The sequence below is a fragment of the Paenibacillus psychroresistens genome (assembly GCF_009728935.1).
Classification (GTDB): domain Bacteria; phylum Bacillota; class Bacilli; order Paenibacillales; family NBRC-103111; genus Paenibacillus_AC; species Paenibacillus_AC psychroresistens.
Genome location: NZ_CP034235.1, coordinates 3,872,737 through 3,891,688, shown reverse-complemented (window position 1 = coordinate 3,891,688; position 18,952 = coordinate 3,872,737). Strand labels below are relative to the sequence as shown.

Annotated in this window: 15 protein-coding genes and 2 pseudogenes; 3 read left to right on the top strand and 14 right to left on the bottom strand. The window is 40.9% G+C overall.

Annotation, left to right across the window (positions count from 1 at the left end):
* Positions 1-18: 18 nt before the first annotated feature.
* The 6 genes from EHS13_RS17635 to EHS13_RS17610 all read right to left on the bottom strand — a co-directional run bounded on the left by EHS13_RS17635 (position 19) and on the right by EHS13_RS17610 (position 7,199).
* Positions 19-2,034, bottom strand: a complete 2,016-nt coding sequence (locus EHS13_RS17635; RefSeq protein ID WP_155701629.1) for an ABC transporter substrate-binding protein — start codon at positions 2,032-2,034, stop codon at positions 19-21.
* 387 nt (positions 2,035-2,421) lie between these two features.
* Positions 2,422-3,282 (bottom strand): AraC family transcriptional regulator, encoded by an 861-nt coding sequence (locus tag EHS13_RS17630; RefSeq protein WP_162463151.1) that lies wholly within the window; start codon positions 3,280-3,282, stop codon positions 2,422-2,424.
* A 196-nt stretch (positions 3,283-3,478) separates the two neighbouring features.
* Complete coding sequence (locus tag EHS13_RS17625; protein WP_162463150.1) at positions 3,479-4,630, bottom strand: serine hydrolase domain-containing protein; 1,152 nt, start codon at positions 4,628-4,630, stop codon at positions 3,479-3,481.
* Between the two features lie 28 nt (positions 4,631-4,658).
* A complete protein-coding gene (locus EHS13_RS17620; protein ID WP_155701626.1) occupies positions 4,659-5,228 on the bottom strand; it encodes an SF0329 family protein in 570 nt (189 codons plus the stop codon).
* A 38-nt stretch (positions 5,229-5,266) separates the two neighbouring features.
* A complete protein-coding gene (locus EHS13_RS17615; RefSeq protein WP_227013974.1) occupies positions 5,267-5,983 on the bottom strand; it encodes a response regulator transcription factor in 717 nt (238 codons plus the stop codon).
* A gap of 46 nt (positions 5,984-6,029) precedes the next feature.
* A complete protein-coding gene (locus EHS13_RS17610; protein WP_155701625.1) occupies positions 6,030-7,199 on the bottom strand; it encodes a sensor histidine kinase in 1,170 nt (389 codons plus the stop codon).
* A 233-nt stretch (positions 7,200-7,432) separates the two neighbouring features.
* On the opposite strand from EHS13_RS17610, the gene EHS13_RS37375 reads away from it, so the two are divergent.
* Positions 7,433-8,230, top strand: a complete 798-nt coding sequence (locus EHS13_RS37375) for a CPBP family intramembrane glutamic endopeptidase (protein WP_155701624.1) — start codon at positions 7,433-7,435, stop codon at positions 8,228-8,230.
* Here the strand turns inward: EHS13_RS37375 and EHS13_RS36805 are convergent.
* From EHS13_RS36805 to EHS13_RS17585, 4 genes and pseudogenes are all read right to left on the bottom strand, one after another.
* Positions 8,226-8,550, bottom strand: a pseudogene (locus tag EHS13_RS36805) (tyrosine recombinase XerS); the annotation flags it as partial. The gene EHS13_RS37375 and the pseudogene EHS13_RS36805 overlap by 5 nt on opposite strands.
* Before the next feature lie 174 nt (positions 8,551-8,724).
* Complete coding sequence (locus EHS13_RS17595; RefSeq protein ID WP_227013973.1) at positions 8,725-9,699, bottom strand: zinc-dependent alcohol dehydrogenase family protein; 975 nt, start codon at positions 9,697-9,699, stop codon at positions 8,725-8,727.
* Between the two features lie 203 nt (positions 9,700-9,902).
* Entirely contained in the window at positions 9,903-10,997 is a 1,095-nt protein-coding gene (locus EHS13_RS17590; RefSeq protein ID WP_227013972.1) for an NADH:flavin oxidoreductase, read from the bottom strand.
* A gap of 304 nt (positions 10,998-11,301) precedes the next feature.
* Positions 11,302-12,191 (bottom strand): annotated as a pseudogene (locus EHS13_RS17585) (NmrA/HSCARG family protein).
* 214 nt (positions 12,192-12,405) lie between these two features.
* Between EHS13_RS17585 and EHS13_RS17580 the strand changes: the two are divergent.
* Entirely contained in the window at positions 12,406-12,951 is a 546-nt protein-coding gene (locus tag EHS13_RS17580; protein WP_155701622.1) for a TetR/AcrR family transcriptional regulator, read from the top strand.
* A gap of 248 nt (positions 12,952-13,199) precedes the next feature.
* Here EHS13_RS17580 and EHS13_RS36800 read toward each other — a convergent pair whose 3' ends face one another.
* Positions 13,200-13,427 carry a nitronate monooxygenase gene (locus EHS13_RS36800; protein WP_227013971.1) on the bottom strand — a complete coding sequence of 76 codons (228 nt, stop codon included), beginning with the start codon at positions 13,425-13,427 and terminating at the stop codon, positions 13,200-13,202.
* 420 nt (positions 13,428-13,847) lie between these two features.
* On the opposite strand from EHS13_RS36800, the gene EHS13_RS17565 reads away from it, so the two are divergent.
* Positions 13,848-14,855 carry an SDR family NAD(P)-dependent oxidoreductase gene (locus tag EHS13_RS17565; protein WP_155701621.1) on the top strand — a complete coding sequence of 336 codons (1,008 nt, stop codon included), beginning with the start codon at positions 13,848-13,850 and terminating at the stop codon, positions 14,853-14,855.
* A 103-nt stretch (positions 14,856-14,958) separates the two neighbouring features.
* On the opposite strand, the gene EHS13_RS17560 is transcribed toward EHS13_RS17565, so the two are convergent.
* From EHS13_RS17560 to EHS13_RS17550, 3 genes are all read right to left on the bottom strand, one after another.
* Positions 14,959-15,927: an AraC family transcriptional regulator gene (locus EHS13_RS17560; protein WP_155701620.1), complete on the bottom strand. Its 969-nt coding sequence runs from the start codon at positions 15,925-15,927 to the stop codon at positions 14,959-14,961.
* A gap of 164 nt (positions 15,928-16,091) precedes the next feature.
* Positions 16,092-16,982 (bottom strand): hypothetical protein, encoded by an 891-nt coding sequence (locus EHS13_RS17555; protein WP_155701619.1) that lies wholly within the window; start codon positions 16,980-16,982, stop codon positions 16,092-16,094.
* Positions 16,983-17,006: 24 nt separating this feature from the next.
* Complete coding sequence (locus tag EHS13_RS17550; RefSeq protein ID WP_155701618.1) at positions 17,007-18,755, bottom strand: hypothetical protein; 1,749 nt, start codon at positions 18,753-18,755, stop codon at positions 17,007-17,009.
* Between the last annotated feature and the right edge of the window lie 197 nt (positions 18,756-18,952).

Genomic DNA, 18,952 nt, shown 5'->3' with positions numbered 1-18,952 from the left:
AATCAGGTTCATCACCTTTTAGTTACCAAAGAAGAATTGCTCTCCGCTGAAGTTGGCACCGATAGCAAAGCTGGTGTCATTCGGAATGTTATGCAGCTTTGCATTGACAATCAACGGCTGTTTTACTTCCGCGATCGGAATGAAGTAGTACACGTTATCTTTCATAATTTGTTTAATTTCTGTTACTTTCTGCTTTGCATCATCTGGGTTAGCCGCAGCAGAGTCATTGATCATTTTGTACAGGTTCTTCACATCCGCAGGCGGTTCTTTTCCTAGCTTACCACCCGAAGTACGCCATAGATCCCATTGATTCCCCCACATCTGAGTACCCCAATCTCCCATATACCAGAGAGGTGTATGTGTCCAGATCATCGTGGCTTGTAGTTCATTATTGGTATTGCGAGTCGTCCATAACGTCTGGTCAATCGTCTTCATCGTCACGTTTAGACCCAGTTCTTTCCACATCTCAACAACTAATTGAGTTAAAGGAACAATATCCGGTGCTTGAGCTCCGACTTCGAATGGAATCGTAAATACTTTATTATCTGGACCTAATCGTTTTCCGTCCGTACCTTTCTTAAGACCCATGTCATCGAGCAGTTTATTCGCTTGATCAAGGTCAAATGTTGGATCTTCGATGCTGCCTGGTTGCGCAAAATCATAGTATATGGTGTTAATGATCTCTTCCCGGTTTAAAGCCAGACTCAGCGCTTTACGGAAACGAACATCTTGAACGACCTTTTGCCAGTTTGGATTATTGTAAGTCTGATTGAGGAATATATCAGTCGGCGTGACGTGCATATTCGCTAACATTGCTTTATAGCCATTCTTTTCGTTTTCCTTATAAAGCGGCATTTTGATAAGAGACGCCGATTCCCTTGAGAAATCCACTTCACCTGAAATTGTTTTCAAACCAACCATTTCAATATCCTGTACGAGTGTACTTTGAACACGGTCGATATACGGCAATTGGTTACCGTCAGAATCGACTTTGAAGTAATACGGGTTGCGCTCATAAGTAGTCAAACTCTCTGTATTCTTCACCATAATCCATGGGTATAGCACGGGAAAGCCAATGGCCTTCTTATTTGCAAGCTCCCAGTTTGTAATATCCTTATCGTTGAAAAGATTGAACCATTCGCCAGGCTGGAAACCAGCTTTTTTAATCAACGGTTCCAACTTATCGAGCGCTGTGTATTTCGTGTGGAACTGTTTGAGATAATGTGCAGGACGGATGAGCTCTGTATATCCACGCCAGCCTTGAATCGCAAAACGGATCAAGATACCTCCGTATGGACGATCAAAGATAAGTTTGAAGTTCAAATCATCGATAACTTCAAGCTTCATCGGAGCTGCATCCGCTTCTCCACCGCCACGTAACCAGACTGGAAAGATAGGCGTAAGTTTGGGATCATTCAAGATATCTTCGATAGTAAACTTCACATCTTCTGTTGTTACAGGTTGACCGTCGGACCATTTCAACCCTTTGCGCATGCCAAAGGTGAATGTTTTCTGATCATCACTAACTTGGAAATCTTTAAGCACGTTGCCAGTGATCGTATCACCGAGAATACCCGGCGTGTTCAGCAGCGGCTCATTATTCATAACGAACACATCCGCATCCCAGTCCGGAGCTGATGTAACCGTTCTCAAAACACCGCCAAATGAACCGATTTCAAACTTCATCTGGCTTTCTGGAATTTCGTTAGTGATCTTATAATCACCAGGTAATCGATCCATCACAGCAGGTAGACCCTTCCCCTCCAAAAATGGTGAATCTTTAAAAGCTGTAAGTGTTGTTTGACCGCCACCCCCCGCTGCTGTTTCAGTTGCCTCTGGTGCTGTGGTTGCCTCTGGTGCTTTCGTTGCCTCTGGCGCTTTTGTTGCTTCTGGTGCTTTTGTCGCTTCTGGTGCAGCGCTTTGAGTTAAAGTTGGCGTCGTGGATGCTGGACTGCTTTTACATCCTGATAGTGCGAGAGCGAACATGAGTGCAGTAACTAGGAGTATCATGATCGACTTACTCATTAACTTCATTTTGCAACCCTCCGATTCCCATAAATTATATTTGAGTTTGTGGACTCCTCCCTAATTTATGGCGAACTCAAAAGGAAATCAACACAATTATCTAGTATTTCAATATATTAACTAATCCCACCACTCGGTGTTAAGATCCGACAAGATATGCTCGGTTCGCGCGTAAATTTCTAGGCATTAAACGCCACCCTTATAGCTGAAATGACAAGAAAACTCCTTTATTTCATAATCTTCTTTATCACCGTTTTAACGTGGATCCGATTGTTTACCTTATTTCCAATTCAAAATTCAATAAAAGTCAAACAAAGACAAAAAAAGTCCCACATCGGGACTTTGAATACTCTTGGAATTCAAGTTGTAATTAGTAAGCGTTTACATTTTAATTTGTTAATATTGCCGTCTATGCTGTTGAGGTGTCATTCCTAAAGATTGCTTAAACATTCGAAAGAACTGTGACTTATCAACGTATCCCACACTGCGTCCTATGGATTCTACCGAATCCTCCGTTTCCATAAGCAACCGTTTGGCTTCTCGAAGCCTGACTTCATGCACATATTCTGTGAATGTGAAACCTAAACATTCTTTAAACATTTTGCTTAAATAATTAGGAGAGTAAAAGCTTTCTTTCGCCAGATCCTGAAGGGTAATATGACCTGCATAATGCTGCTCGATATAAGATAATAATTGTGGCAGCATATCATAAGCTGTTCGTAGATCAGAGCTTTGTAAATTCTCCTCCATCATTCGGAACATACGCGTGAGTAACAGCGTTGCATAGCCGTGCAGCATAGATAAATAGCCGATCTTCTTACTGCAGTACTCCATATACATGATATCCAGAAGGTGTTCTAACTCAATCATAGATTTGCCCCTAAATTTCACATTAGGAACTGGGCTTGCTAAGGAATCTTGGAATTCCTGGAATAGCTTCAAGGGCAGGAATTGATGTGTCGAAGCGGTCGAGGTCAATTGTTCATTTAGAAAATCGGGATCGAATAAAATATTCATATACTGCATGTCTCTCTGGACAACGAACGAATGTCGATCCCCTACGTTCATGAACAGAAAGTCTCCTCTTTGGACATCATAAGACTTCCCATTTACCTGTTGACAACCAGCACCTCTCCAAATATAGACTAGCTCAATAAAGTTATGACTGTGTTCAGGCTCATTCGAATGATTCAAAAGTTTGTACAACGCGATCTTCTCATCTTGTAGGATAAAGTCAACGGATTGGTACATCTTCATTTCAACAACACTCCTTCTCGTAAAGGTCATGTATGCCTTATTTGGATCATTCTGTTATATTAACCATATCACAAATAAAGTGAAAACGTTAGATGAATAAATGCTTATTTAATAAGGTTAAAATAGCATTTAAAGCGCGAAATATCTTGTCGAATTGCACTTGGAATTGCAAAATTAATCTATCGTAATAAATAGGCTATGATAATAAAAGCTTGATCTTTCGACTTATTCTATCAACCATTTCTGGATCCTCTGCTTCAATATTGCTTAATAAAATGATGACAGTGTCTTCTTCTATAAATCTGGAGATTATTCCGATTCCTCCACCCGAAATATGTCCGGAATGCGAAACTAATTTACCATTATCAGATATTAACCATCCATAACCATAAAAATCATAGCTATTGACTGATACATAGGGTTTAAAGATTTTCTTTAAGGTTTCGCTTGATACAAGAATATCCGTATATAACGCCCTATCCCACAAATACATATCTTCGATTGTTGAATAAAGAGAGCCCGAACCATGGGTTAGCTGTATACTTCCTCCCAAATCCATTGTTGTTCCATAATTGTTTTTTCCAATTGCTATTTTAATGTCCGGGGTTTTACGATGGAAATAACCGGAGTTATCCATACCCGCCACCTGAAAAATATTCTCATCCAACACATCTTCATACGGCTTACCGGTAATTTTTTCAATAATATAGGCGAGAATTAAGTAGCCGGGGCTGCTATAACTAAATCGATTGCCCGGCTCGAATAGAAGTGGTATCTCACCGATTCTATTTATTACTTTTAAGATTGGTGTATCATAATTATAAGAATAATAATAGGGCAGTCCCGAAGTGTGTGTGAGAAGATGATGAATGGTTATTTTATTTCCGTTTGGATATTCCGGTAAGAATTTCGAGATAGGATCGTCCAGATTTAAACTTCCTTTTTCTTCTAACTGCATAACCAACATAGCAGTAAATGATTTAGTGATAGAACCAACGAGAAATTTAGTATCGATTTGATTAACTATCTCTTTATTATAATTGGCCATACCGTATGCTTTTTTTAGAATAATATTACCTTGACTTCCAATAAGCACAGTGCCGTTAAAATTTTCGTTTTTTAAATACTGATCAATTATGGAATCCTTCTGTTGAGTAATCGTTGATGCTGCTGGAATAGCAGTAGTCACAACTGTATGGATCGGATCGACTATTTCAGGTTCAAGAACTGGCATAACTATTTCAGGAGTGTTAATTGGCAAACGATCTGATGCCAAGGGAGCTACTACAAGACAAATTAGAATCAGAAATAGACAACATAGAAGCAACCGTAATGGTAAACTAAACATGCCATTCTCCCTCCTTGATTTCTTAATTTCACAACCCACTAAGCCGTAGCCCATAAAAATATTGCACAATTGGATGCTTCAACTTCATCTTTTCGCTCATGTTTAAAATCCGCTTTTTTCCAACTCGTCTGTCCACCAAAGCCAAGATATTCAGTAAGATATCATTGCTCTCTATGCTTTCCTCTATAGAAATAGATAAAAACTTATTAACTACAACGATAAAATTTGATTTACTTAATGCTGACTGTGCTGACAAAAGCTCCTTTGCATATTCTGATATTTTTCTATTTCTGGCAATTAATTTTAGTCGATCGTCCGGAACTATCCCCTTGGTATCTTTTCTGACCGCTTCAATTTCTTCATCGTTGATTGGAATTTGGATATCTGGATCATTCTTTATTTCCAGCTCAGTCTGATACCATCTGATTAAGGCAGTTATATCAATCATATTGAGTACGTTCTTTTTATCTACCGCAATATAACACTGCCCTGCTTTATCAGGTAAATAACGGTAGCTGGTTGAACGGTATTCTACCCTTCCATGTAACGCAGGACAGAGAAAACTCTCCAGCTGTTGCTTCATTTTGCTCCAGGCCATGAAATCCTCCTATGTTCTATATCATAAATATTAAGCGATCATATCATGCCTTCATCTAACGCTTTTTTGGAAGCTTTGATGCGATCATGCACATTGAGCTTGGAATAAATGATTGAAATATAATTTTTAATGGTACCTTCTGAGAGAAAGAGCTTCTCGGCTATTTCACGATTGTTAAGTCCCTCAGAGACATAATGTAGCACTTGTAGCTCCCGAACACTGAGATCATACGCTTCTCCCTTAGAAAGTTTATTTGTTCTCGATTCAGAGATTTGTACTTCTGTCCCTGAAGCCACAAAAGAACCATGAGATCCAGAAGCGATACCTGCCATTTTGAGCTGAGAAACGAGCAGCTTGGCAATGTCCTGAGGGATTAGGGTCCCTCCTTGACTTACCCAATGGATGCCTGCAGCAAGGTCTTTAGGATGGATCGCTTTCAACAAATAGCCTTCGGCACCTGCACTTAGCGCTTCTACAACATACTGAATTTCTTGAAACGTAGTCAAAATGATGACGTGGATATTAGGCCAACGCAATTTGATTTGTCTGGTCGCTTCAACACCATCCATTTGCGGCATATGAATATCCATTAGTACGATAGTGGGAGATAGCTTCTCACATAGCTCAATAGCAATCTGTCCATTTTCTGCTACTCCGATCACTTCAATTTCCGTATCCATATCAAGCAGGATATGGAGGCTTTCTCGTATCAATTGTTGATCGTCCACTAGCAACAACTTAATTTTTTTCATCATCCATTCCTTCCTGTAAAAAATAATAGTAGCTCAAATTATATGAGTTTTATCGTATAGGTATGATGCAGGTGACTATCGTTCCTCCTCCAAAGACAGAGTGGATTTCCAATGTCCCCTGAAGTGCGTCAAGACGTTCCTTCATTCCGGTTAATCCAAACCCCGCTTCAAGATTTTGGCTTCCGACCCCATTGTCTTTAATTCGAAGTTCTATGTAATGTTTGTAGAAGCAAACCGAAATTAGAATATCCGTTGCTTGTCCATGCCGTTTAGCATTGGTCAACGATTCCTGTAAACAGCGAATTAATGTCAATTGTACAGGCTTAGGTAATTCTTTTTCGTTACCAATTAGTTCAATATGAACTTGAGTCCGGGTGTGGATTGCAAACTCATTAGCTAAAAGAGAGAGCTGCTGCAATAATGTTCCTTCTTCAAGCGAAATTTGGTGAATGCTTCGGCGGATTTGCTCCAGGCCATTCCGGGTAACATCACGAAGCACATCAAGTTTTTCGCTCGCTTGTTCAGGGGATATGGGGATTAAATAAGATACTACATCCATGCCAATAATCACGGAAGTGAACGTATGTCCCACAGTGTCATGCATCTCTCGTGCCACGCGGCTACGTTCCTCTAAAAGTGTTAGCTTCTCTACTTGATTTGCGTATTGCTCCAACGTATCGTTTATGTGGCGATATTGCCTAAGATTCTCTTCATAAAGTTGCTTGGCTTTCAAATTGGATTCAAGCACCTTGCTCACACTGAGACCAATTCCATAAGCTAATGCGAGATTTAAGATATGACTAATAAAATCACCAAAAGATTGATCTATCTTAAGTATGAACAAATCGATGAGAGGTAACCCAATAATAAAGATCAGGATAGACCACCACATTGTTCTGCGGATTGCCAAAAACCCAACAATGATCAATGGAATTGTAATAAATGGAGTAATTTCATGGAACGAATAATTGGCGCTAACTTGAATTACACCGCTTGTCAGCAGGACAGCAATAGGAAAGGCAGGTTTATTGATATAACCGGGACGCCAAAAGATCAACGGTGTGAAATAACAAATCAATGTTCCGATAATAGCACCTATAAAGATAGAGGAACCGAAGGTTTCTTCGATGAGCAATTCCACTATATTTAAAATCATCCAAAATGTAAAAATCCCGAAAAAAAGCCACTCCATCCAATGCCATTTTCTTTTTTCGATCATAATATCCTTCCTGCTTCACTAGATAATGTTACTTTTTATTGTACTTGATTTAATCGGTCTGTAATAGTGACTACAGTCATCTTCAGCTATGACTTTATTATGACTTTCAAGTGACGTGAGGCACTTATAGTTAAGTGCTTTTACATTTACACTAAAAAAGGAAGAAAGCCACCACAGAGGTATCTGAACGATATCGCAACGAAAAAAAATTGATTTATACGAGGAGTAATAAGATGTTTAAAAAATTGACTGATGTTAAAAAAGGGCTGCTATTTTGTGTTTTAGTTTTATTAATTTCGCTTTTCTTTGGTATTTACATGCCTGCTGCTGAATTACCCAACCAGATTTCACCTATGTTTGTTGCCTTAATCATGATGTTGGTGATTACTAGAGAGGGTTATACAAAGGCTGGATGGAAGACGCTTGGAATTCATAAATTAGGTTTGCGAACCTGGCTATTTGCCTTATTAGCTCCCTTAGTTATACTTGCCATTGGATATGTAATAGTATTAGGTCTAGGTACCGCTAAACTTATTGAACCTGCTGATGCTACGTGGATGGGATTTATTATCAACATGTTTCTAATGATAGCTGCTGTAACGATATTATCGCTGGGTGAAGAGTTCGGCTGGCGTGGTTATCTTTTTCCTAGGCTCTATAAACTGGGACGGGTTAAAACAAGTATTATTATCGGCTTGGTTTGGGCGGCTTGGCATTATCCAATCCTGCTTTTGACAGATACGTATCATCCGGGTGGAAATAGACTCGTAGTTCTTCTGCTATTTACTTTGATTATTGTATCCGCAAGCTTTATTTATAACGAGCTGCGGATGATTACAGGAAGCATATGGCCTGCCTGTCTATTACACGCGTCATTAAATATTGGATACAATAATCTACAAACTTTGCTAGATGGCAAACAGTCGTCAATTGAGTTAATCGCTGGAGAAACGGGGATTACTACAGTAATTATAGTTGGGTTCGCGGCTATATGGATTATTAAAAACCGAAAACCGTATGCTCAGGTATAGCCATATATTGACTTAAATCATCCGATGCTTCTTGTCTGAAATAGACTGGTGTTTTGAATGTACCATCGTTTGTACCTTTGCAATAAACAGAGGCAAGTCGCTTTCTAAGATCGATATCATCTACACTGAGATTAGTTGTTGATATGATAGGAGTATAAGGCTTGCTTATTATTAGCTACGTCTAGTTCGCATCCGCTGCGAATATACTCGATGAATTGGTTTAATTCGTTCTCCTCTAGTAGTTTTCCAGCTAATTTAGCCGCTGTATCCTTCGGTTTATTCGTTCTATTGATTTCGACCTTCGCCATAATGTTTCTCTTTCCAACAAATTATTATCTGTGCATAAAATTGACGGCAGCTCTTCGTTCCTTGGCCAGCTGCCGTCGAATCTTTTAACTTTTGTGTCCTATCCAAGTCGTAAAAGAATATCTCATCGCGATAGGCTTGAATAATTTCGCCTGTGACTAACCATGACTGCCATAGAAATGAATTACTTAAACACCGCTCACGCCATGGATATTAACGACTATTTTGCCAAAGTCAGGTCCGTTCAGCTGCTGAATAAAGGCTGACTTTGCGTCCTCAAACGCAAAGCGCTGGCTGATAATGGGATGAATATTCTTTCGTTCGATGAAGGCATTCATTTCTTCAAACAATTGGCGCGAACCAACGCGCACGCCTCGGACGGTGATCGCTCCGAAAATGACGGGCATCGGATCTATTTTCCCCGCTGGTGGAACGATTCCGACCAAGTGGACCATGCCTTCGATCCGAGCAGCGAGAATAGATTGTTCCAACGTATTCGAACCTACTGTTTCCACAACATGGTCGACCCCCATACCTTCAGTCAAGTCACGGACCGTTTTATGCCAATCCGGGTTGCTTCGGTAGTTGATTACATGGTCGACCCCGACTTCAATAGCCCGAGCAAGCTTTGCGTCGCTGGAGGAGGTGATAATCGTTTTCGCTCCGAGCGCTTTTGCAAACTGGAGTGCAAAGAGGGCAACCCCTCCGGTGCCGAGAATCAAAACTGTCTGCGAGGAGCGAATGTCGCGAACTGCATTCCAAGCCGTAACGGCAGCACAAGGAAGCGTTGCGCCTTCCTCGTAAGACAAGTTTTTCGGCAATTGGACCAAACCCTCTTGGTTAAACACGCGATATTCAGTCAAATTCCCGTCGAGTCCATGGCCAAGGGACGTGCTGGAATTAAGCGCATGCACAGGAATGGGACCGTAGAGCCAATCCTGAACGAGTACGCCCGCAACGTGGTCGCTAGGTACGAAGCGATCCACGCTAGAACCTACGGCCACGACCTCCCCTGCTCCATCCGACAGCGGTACTGTTGGACGGGGCAATTGAATCCCCTTGTCACCCGCAATGTAGAACGTGTCTTTGTAATTGAGCGAAGCCGCGTGGAGCTTGACGAGAACTTCGTTAGGAGCAATTTCGGGTATTTTTTCAGTGTTCATTTGAAGTCCATCCAGGGTAGGAGCCACCAATCGGTATGCACGCATGTCGCGTTTCTCTTGGCTCATTGGTTTTGTAGTTGTCATTGTTCTCTTCTTATCCTCCGATTTTTTTGAGAGTAGTCCGTTCCTAATTTCGGAAAAACCCTATTCCTAATTGTTCCGTTGTCTTCTTGTAATATTACTTACTCAGTCCCGTAAACCAGTTATGTCAGCTTTGCAAAAACATCCGCCGATACAGGTGTAATGTCATCCAATCGTCCCTCACGAACCTTATTTGCCCAAGCAGCATCGGCTAACAATGAGCGTCCGACTGCAATCAGATCGAATTCCTCCCGCTTGATTTGCTCGTTCAAGGCATCGAGTCGTGCATAGGGGTTACCGTCATTCGCGGAGCCAAGAACGTCCGCTTCAAGACCGACCGAACCAACGGAAATGGTCGGTTTGCCCGTCACTTTCTTGACCCATCCCGCCAAATTCAATTCGGATCCTTCGAATTCCGGTACCCAGAACCGGCGAGTCGAGCAGTGAAAAATATCCACACCTGCATTCGCCAGTGGCATCAGCCATTGCGCGAGCTGATCCGGAGTATCGGCAAGTTTCGCATCGTAGTTGTCTGCCTTCCATTGCGAAATACGAAGCACGATCGGAAAGTCTGGTCCGACCGCTTCCCGGCAGGCTTGGATAACCGCTTCAGCGAATCGGGTGCGTGCCGTCAAGTCGCCACCATATCGGTCCGTGCGGCGGTTCGTTTTCTCCCAGAAGAACTGATCAATCAGATAACCGTGAGCGCCATGGAGCTCTATCCCATCGAACCCGAGGCGCTTCGCGTTGGCAGCTGCTTGCGCGTAAGCATCGACGATGGAGGCAATTTCCGACTCGTTCAAAGGATTCGATACTTGTTCACCTTGGAGATTCAGCCCGGAAGGTCCGACCGGATTGATATCAGAATCTGGAAATTCGCTCATCTTGCGGGCCATGCCCGTATGCCAAAGTTGAGGCATGATTTTGCCGCCTGCTGCGTGCACCTCTTTTACGACCTGCGACCAGCCGTTCAACGCGTCTTCTCCGTAGAAATGCGGTACATCATGGTCTGCCGCGGACGCGGGGTGATTGATGACCGTCCCTTCGGTAATAATCAGTCCAACCCCACCTTCCGCGCGACGGCGATAATAAGCGGCAACGTCTGGGCCTGGAACTCCATTGGGGGAAAAGTTTCTTGTCATCGGAGCCATGACAATACGATTGCGTAAGTTCAAGCTCCACAGTGATAGGGGATGAAATAAATTGGGTTTGTTCATTAAATTTAACCTCCGATAAGTCATATTTATTTGAATACTCAATCCAGTAATTGACGAAAGATAAGCTCATTACTTGAACATGAAATCAAGTAATGATCAAGCTATAATTATTTGGACACTCTGGAAATAGACGTCGTAAAAACCATGACTTTTTGATAGAGCCAGTCATCGTTTCGCTAAGCGGTCTGTCCGCTCCCTAATTGTTTTTTCTTCTCAAAAGCTAGCCATGTGCTGAGTCCTTACTGAAGTTCATCCAGGTTAGGAGCCGTCAATCTGTATACACGCATGTCGTGGCTATCTTGACTCATTGACCTTCACCACCAGCGGGCATCGCAGATGCGAGCAAATTCTTAATTTTCGATGCCCCACCTCGGGAAAGCCAGGTGTTAAAATTCATTAGCGACGGATACATCGCTTGCAAAGCGGGAATATCGGCATGCCAGTTACTATAGCGTACGATACCGTTATTGCCGTCAACCGCCCTGTTGCTTGGCTTCGCATGGCTTTCCAGCTTAACATCGGTCCATTGGTTGATCGCAAATAAAATCTGCCCGAGGGTCAGCTCATCGCCAGCCAACTCAATCGCATGACCAATAAATCGCTCCGGATGTTGGAATACGAGCGCTGCCATAGCTCCGATATCTTCCAGTGCAATGAGCTGTACAGCTTCGTCAGGCGGAATTTGAGCTAGTATCGAACATTCTCCTATCGGTCCCCATGTGACATCCGCGAAGTTCTCCATGAACATGGTTGGCCGCAAGAATGTGGCCGGGAGGCCGAGTTTCCGAATGTACTGCTCGACCTGCCACTTGAATTCCCAATGCGGAATTCCAGTGTTCCGATCGACGCTGCCCACTGACGCGAATACCATATGTTGAACCCTGCTGCCAGCGCAGCGTTGGCAACATTGATACCGCGTTGGAGTTCGTTCTCTGCAAAGTCGGGTGGAAGATAAGACGGCTGGATGCTGTATACACCCTTAACATCTCTCATTGCCTCGTCAAGCGATGCGCGGTCATCCATATTTCCGATCATCAATTTGGCTCCGGCATTAGCCAAATGTTGCGCTGCGGGAGCGTTCGGATTACGAACGAAGGCACGCACGTCAAGTCCTTGGGCGAGCAGATGCCGGGCAGTTGCACCGCCTTGCTGGCCGGTTGCTCCCGTGACAAGAATGGTTTTAGTAGTTGACATTATTGTTATATCCTCCAATCCTTTTTTTGTTTGTAGGGGTGAATCAGATCCGGATTTGATTTCATTATGCATGTTGATGCAATATCGCACATCTGTGTATAATATAAAATGAAAATATGATATGCTCAATAATCAAAACTACTAGATCTGTGCCTAATTGCACAAGCTGCTTTTTTCTGTGCAATTAATCTTAAGAAAGTTGGTGTTGACTATAATGAGAGTGATGGATAGAAGAGTTCTCAAGTCACAAGAAGCAATTAAAACAGCTTTTATTGAACTGATGTCTGAAAAGAACTTTAATGAAATTACTATTCAAGATATATCCGACAGAGCAAATGTCGGTCGAAGAACAATTTATCATCATTATTTGGATAAGTTCGATCTGCTGGATAAACTTATTGAAGAACATTTAAACGAACTAAGGAAAATCTGCGAATCATCATCAGATTTAAATTTCGTAGCAGCAAATTTGATTATGTTCGAATATTTTGAACGTAATTTTTCTTTCTTTTCGACCATGTTAGCAAGTAGTGGATCCCCTACCTTCCGTAACCGTCTGCTTGAGTTTCTTATTGAACAATTAAAAAATAACGTAGATATAACCCAAGGTATAAATAAAGGATTAAATAAAGATGTGTTTCTAAATTTTTTTGGAATTGCTATCGTTGGAATTGTGGAATCGTATGTTACGAATGGAATACCTGAATCGCCTCAAGTAATAGCAGAACAAGTGGGAATTTTGTTAGAGCGGAATCTATAGGAGAAGGAAATTCAGAGTCGTTAATGTCACTAAGATTTAAAAACTAAGCCATTGTTTTGTTATAGGGTTTAGCTTATCACATTTAAACTAAACTCAAGTTACAGAAAAAACACAGTCCTCTCAAAGTTGAGGAGCTGTGCCTTTTATTTTTCTCTGAAACTTTTTCAGTGGCCTCAATTCATTAAGTGAGCGCTTTATTGGAAAAGATAAAATGAAAGTAGCTTGTTGAGGGACCAGAGCAAACGTACCTATATTGGCTCCCATTTCCCGATTAGAAATTTCAAATGTACCCCGGTGTCCCCCCCTTCTCTACCCTGCGCAACAATTGCATCACATCTAGCCTGTTCAGCTAATAACGCCTCATTGACAGTTGTTACCATTGTAATAATCCGCATGCCAGCAGATTTAGCCTGCCGAGTGAGATCTTCAGGAAGAACACCAAAATCTGTGCTGATGACAGGTACCTTCTCTTCCAATACAACTGAAAATTGTTTTGTAAAAAGGTTCGGAGTGACGGGTAATTAATCAGAAGCGTGCATCATATTCATTGTACCTATGAAATATTTTTTTGGCCGTCAGACTTCGCCATTTATTTCTACTGCATATGAATAGTATCTTAGTACTTTTCATCTCCTTTGTAATATAAAATCAACTTTTAAAATATTTTTCTGTCGGAATCATTAGTTATTGCACTTAGATTTTTTTCGTAACAAGATTATTTTGCGGTTTTAGGCAAGTTTAAGGCGGGAACTGCCTATTTAGTTTCTACTAGGGATGCAATAATATTCTTAAGAACATTTGGAGGAGGCAATCTCATATTAAGCCAATAAAGCTGCATCCGTTTATGCCGATAAAATAATAATTAAACCAAACACAAAATTGGAGGTATTTCAAAAATGAATACATTTAACGAATATAATAAATCACCCCAGAAGCCCCTTGCATCTGGTTTTGGAAAAGAGACGACAGCGCAGGAGGCGCTAGGTAAGCGAGATCTTAGTGGTAAAATAGCCATTGTGACTGGAGGATATTCCGGAATTGGCCTTGAGACTACACGCATTTTGGCTGAAGCAGGAGCGACTGTAATAGTACCGGTCCGCACACCTGAGAAAGCAGCCGCTGCACTGGCGGGTATTCCTAGAGTAGAGTTAGAGCTGATGGATCTAATGAATCCAGCTTCAATCGATGATTTCGCTCAGCGTTTCCTGAATTCGGAACGTAAATTGGATATACTTCTCAATAGCGCAGGTATTATGGCGGTTCCGCATTTGCGAGATGCGCGTGGTTTTGAGTCACATTTTGCCACCAATCATTTAGGGCATTTTCAGCTGACGGCGCGGCTTTGGCCAGCATTGAAAGCTTCGGGAAATGCACGGGTCGTCTCGGTTTCATCGCGGGCGCACCGCATTAGTGGTGTAGATTTTGATGATGTTAACTTCGAGAAACGTGAATATAACAGACAAATCGCTTATGGGCAATCCAAATCTGCTAATGCGCTGTTCGCCGTTACATTAGATAGAATCGGCCAGCCCCATGGCGTTCGCGCTTTCTCTGTCCATCCAGGCATGATTGTTACTGAGCTTTGGCGCCACCTAACCGACGACGAGCTGCGTTACTTAGGTGCCCTAGACGAGCAGGATCGCCGTGTTACCCTTGATAAAAATGGCGTTTTCAAAACCGTTGAGCAAGGTGCAGCGACAAGCGTCTGGTGTGCAGCGAATACACAGCTAGACGGCAAAGGCGGCGTTTATTGTGAAGATGTGGATATAACCATTGATATTCCTGTCAATCCTTCAGATGCTCTGGATAGTTCAGGTATAGTTTCTTGGGCTTCAGACCCAAGCATAGCGGAGCGGTTGTGGTTGCTCAGCGAAGAAATGACTGGAGTTAAATTCGAGAATTAAGTGTTAGCGAAAAGATTGAATATTAATGATTCGGCAGTCTGTTACCTCGAAAGAGGATCAGGCTGTTTTATTTTTTTCCATCCTGAATTCTTACTATAAGCAACTAACCATTCTCTAATTCGCTTGCAAGTGAGCCTCTTTGCACAGCTTTTATATCTTTATGAGGAGGCAGTCCAAAAAGTCTTCGATATTCTCGGCTAAATTGGGATGCACTCTCATAACCCACCTCAAAAGCAGCAGTTGTTGCATCCATAGAACCGCTGAGCATAAGGCGTCTTGCTTCCTGAAGGCGGAGCTGCTTCTGATATTGCAAAGGGCCCATCATCGTTATCGCTTTAAACTTATGCTGTAATCCCGAGAGACTCATATTGTTTAATTTTGCGAGCTCTAGAGCAGTAAATGAACGAGAATAGTTTTCTTTGATCCATGCGATTGCTTTACCAACTCCGTCAGCTTTTTGGTCAAATAGCACCTGTTGGAAGAATAAGTGTCCATAATCTCCAGACAATAAATTAAAAATCATTTCACGCTTGATGAGTGCAGAAAGAAAGAGAACTTCATGAGGCTTATCGATAAGGTTTAATAACCTGATAAATAAATCAAACAGGCTGCTATCGGATTTGCCGATTAGGTCTTCGGTATTCAGCTTTTTAACCTTTGGTTTAATATTGATTTTAGCCTCCATTACAACTGAAGCTATTTCTTTTGTCGTAAAGTCAATGTGTAGTCCAATATAAGGTGACTTTTTAGTAACAGCAATGGTTTGTGCAGATGCAGGTATATCTATCATCGAGGCCAAGTAATCGCCTGCTTGAAATTGAATAATGTTTGGTCCAAGATGCAGCTGCTTAGTCCCTTGAAGAATGAGACAAAATGAAGGGCTCAAAACAATAGGATTCAGTGGAGTGGGATGACTGTCTCTAATAATGGAAAGAAACGGGACTAGGGTTGGAGTTGTTCCTTCTGCGGTGGAAATTTTCTCAGTCATCGCAATAATTCGACTCAATATCTTTTGATGAATGGAGATGCTTTCTCCAAATAAAGCTCGGCTTTTAAGCTCTGTTTCCAACATCAATATTTCACCAGCCTTTATGTTTGTTCTATATTAAATTATACCTTTATCCGAGTAGAAGGCAATACAGCCGAACCATGTAAATTACAGCATTTTGCAGCTTTAGGCATGTTTTATGCGGGAATTAATATAGACAACTTTTAATTTTGAAATATGAAGTGGAGTTACTTAACAAATACAGGGTCCTTCATTTCTACGTCTACCTCATTAGCGGACTGATTTTCATATACAAACTCAATTTTGTTCTTATCTCTTACATTAATTTCTATGCTTATGCTAGATTGAACGGTAGTAAGCTCAATTATTTTAAAGATTTTACTATCTAATTTAATCTGTATAGTTACCTTGTCATTTACATCAATAATTGCGGCTTTAGGATAAGCAAATGTTGTACTGAATCTTCTGTAATTGTTAAACAAATTAAAGGCATAATGGATATTTGCTTTCGATTGTAGTACATGAACATAGTTACCTGTAGCTTTACCTGAGCTGTCCATAATAGTAGCTTGAGGTTCTTTTACTACATTTTCATTGATATCTGTTACTTTAATATGATTTTGCGGCGATGGAACATTTATAGAATGATTTAAATCAGGATAATAGTTTGTCCCCTCACTTCTTAGGTAGAAGCTAATGTTCTCTTTAGTTACTACCCTATCTTTAGCAACTGGCTTCCTATACCCTAAATTCTCCAAAAATGAACTTGGGAAGTAGGTATTCCCTTGTATTATTCTAGGTCTAATAAACGGATCAAAACTTAATGGTTTACCATCGATGTAAAAGTTGGAGATCAGGTCCCTTGTCGTTATTGAAATACTAGAATTATCTTTAGCGCGAGTCACATTATAGCCCAGTTCATTCAATGTAAATTCAGAAAAATATACACTTCCGCCTTCTAGAACCAAGGGTCGTTTTGCTTGTGCAGTAATATCCACGCTTTTGTTATTAATTGACATCATCTTGATAGTCGTAAAAGAAAACTTATCTGCTGCAAATACCTGCAGTGATGTAAAGCAGCAAGCGCCGACTATGAAACCGATTAGATATCTTTTCATTATCTTTACCACCATTCATTCCAGTTATTTTCCAATCAATTTTTCTGTCTCTTTTAATTCTTTTTGCATTTTCGATATTTTATCACGAGATATAGATGTTTTGGAAAGTTTATTTAATATTTGTTTTGCTAAAATAATATTGTTTGGTATTTTATATTGAAATAACAAATCTCCAAACTTATTAACCATTGCATTAATTTCAGCTTGTGTGGGTTTTGCTACTGGGCTTGAGGTAGGTTTTGCTATAGGAATTGAGGTAGGTTTTACTAATATCTTTAGTGGTTTTTCGTGATTCACAATTGCTGTTGCAACTGGAGTTGGCTTGATAGTGGATTTCGGAGTTGCAGTTACAGTTAATGTGGGAGTTGGCTCTGGAGTTACTATCTGTGTAGGTACAACAGTTGGTTCTTTGGTAATGGATGGTTCAATTGTTTCTTGAACTGTTGTTGCTTGTATAATAAGTGCCTCAGTGTTTTTTTCAGGCTTGCCAGATTGGTTAAATATCATTGCACTGCATAGGATAAGGACAGCAAAACCACCAAGAATGTATATCATTCTTTTTTTAAGATTTGCTTTGTTTCCTAACTGTTCATTAGTTACTTTTTTTTCAAAATCCTCGCTAACTCTTTCTATTTCTGATCTTTTAGAATAATCATTTAGATGGATTTCGATTTCCCTATATAGGCTGTCAGTTTCTGGCAGTTGATCTTTAATTGAATTGTAAATTAGCAAAGCGGCAGGTATATTCCCGAACTTCTCCAGTTCTCTTGCTTGAGCAAGTTCATTCTGAAATGACCAACTTGGCAATAATACATTCTTATTAACAGCCTCAATCATTTCAGTCGAAGACATCACTGCAACATACCATTCACCAAATGTTGGACATTGAATTAGCTCACCACTGTCCCAGGTTCTTATGAACAGTGTGGCGATTGCTGAACCCCAATGCTGTTCAAGCTTGGCATGCATTAAACGGAATCTATCCGAGTCCTGCTTTATTTCCTCTGGTGCAAAATAACTTCCTCCCCATGATGCTAAGCGAATTTCTTCGATCGACCAAGCCAGCATTTCACAAATCAGAATTGCTCCTGAGAAACGGTCTGAATACTTGTTCCATATCGGTTCTTTGTTAGATAGCTGATCGGAGTATCCCGGTGATCCTCCTTCTAATAATTCTGGCTTTTCAAGCCCAATCCCATACATTTGCTCGATATCAACCAGCTCTACGAAGAACATCTCATTGCTCTCTGAGTCATAGGTTTCCAAATGACCTGGAAGAATCAGATTAGCCGCAGACAAATCGCAATGTGCTAACCCCATCTGCTCCATGGAAGCAAGAATCTGTGCCAAACTACAAGCTGTCTTACGCGATAAAGAGCGAGTCATCGGCTGTTTGTCCATTAAAACATCATACCATTTAGGACCATATACCCACGGCATAACAACGGCATACATAAGATCATTATGCTTGGCTAGCAGCTCAAATTCATTCTGCGGTATGATCACCGTTCTGTTACTTACCACTAAACCTTTAATAGCAGAATAAGCATGCATCAGTTCTGATCGGTATACGAGAGAAGGAATTCTAAAATTTGATTTAAACACTTTCATAGCTAGAAATCCTGTGTTTGCCCCCTCTGGAATAAGCTGATATACGAAGCCTTGGCGACCTTCCTGGCAATAAAGCCTCTCCGCCCATGCCGGATGCTCACCTAATAGATAACGATTTTTATTCAAAGTTATACTATCTAACGCATTTGGTTGAAATGCCATATATTACCCCTTGCTCCCAATTAATAATATTTAATATATAGATTTTTGGTCAAAATATAGCTATTCCTATTCATTAAATTATATCTCATCACTTATTTATTGGGTAGTAAATATTGGTAATTACCTATTCCCGTTATTAAACTGCCATTTTTATTATATGTATTGAAAATTGAAAATTTTTGTTATAATTATATCAG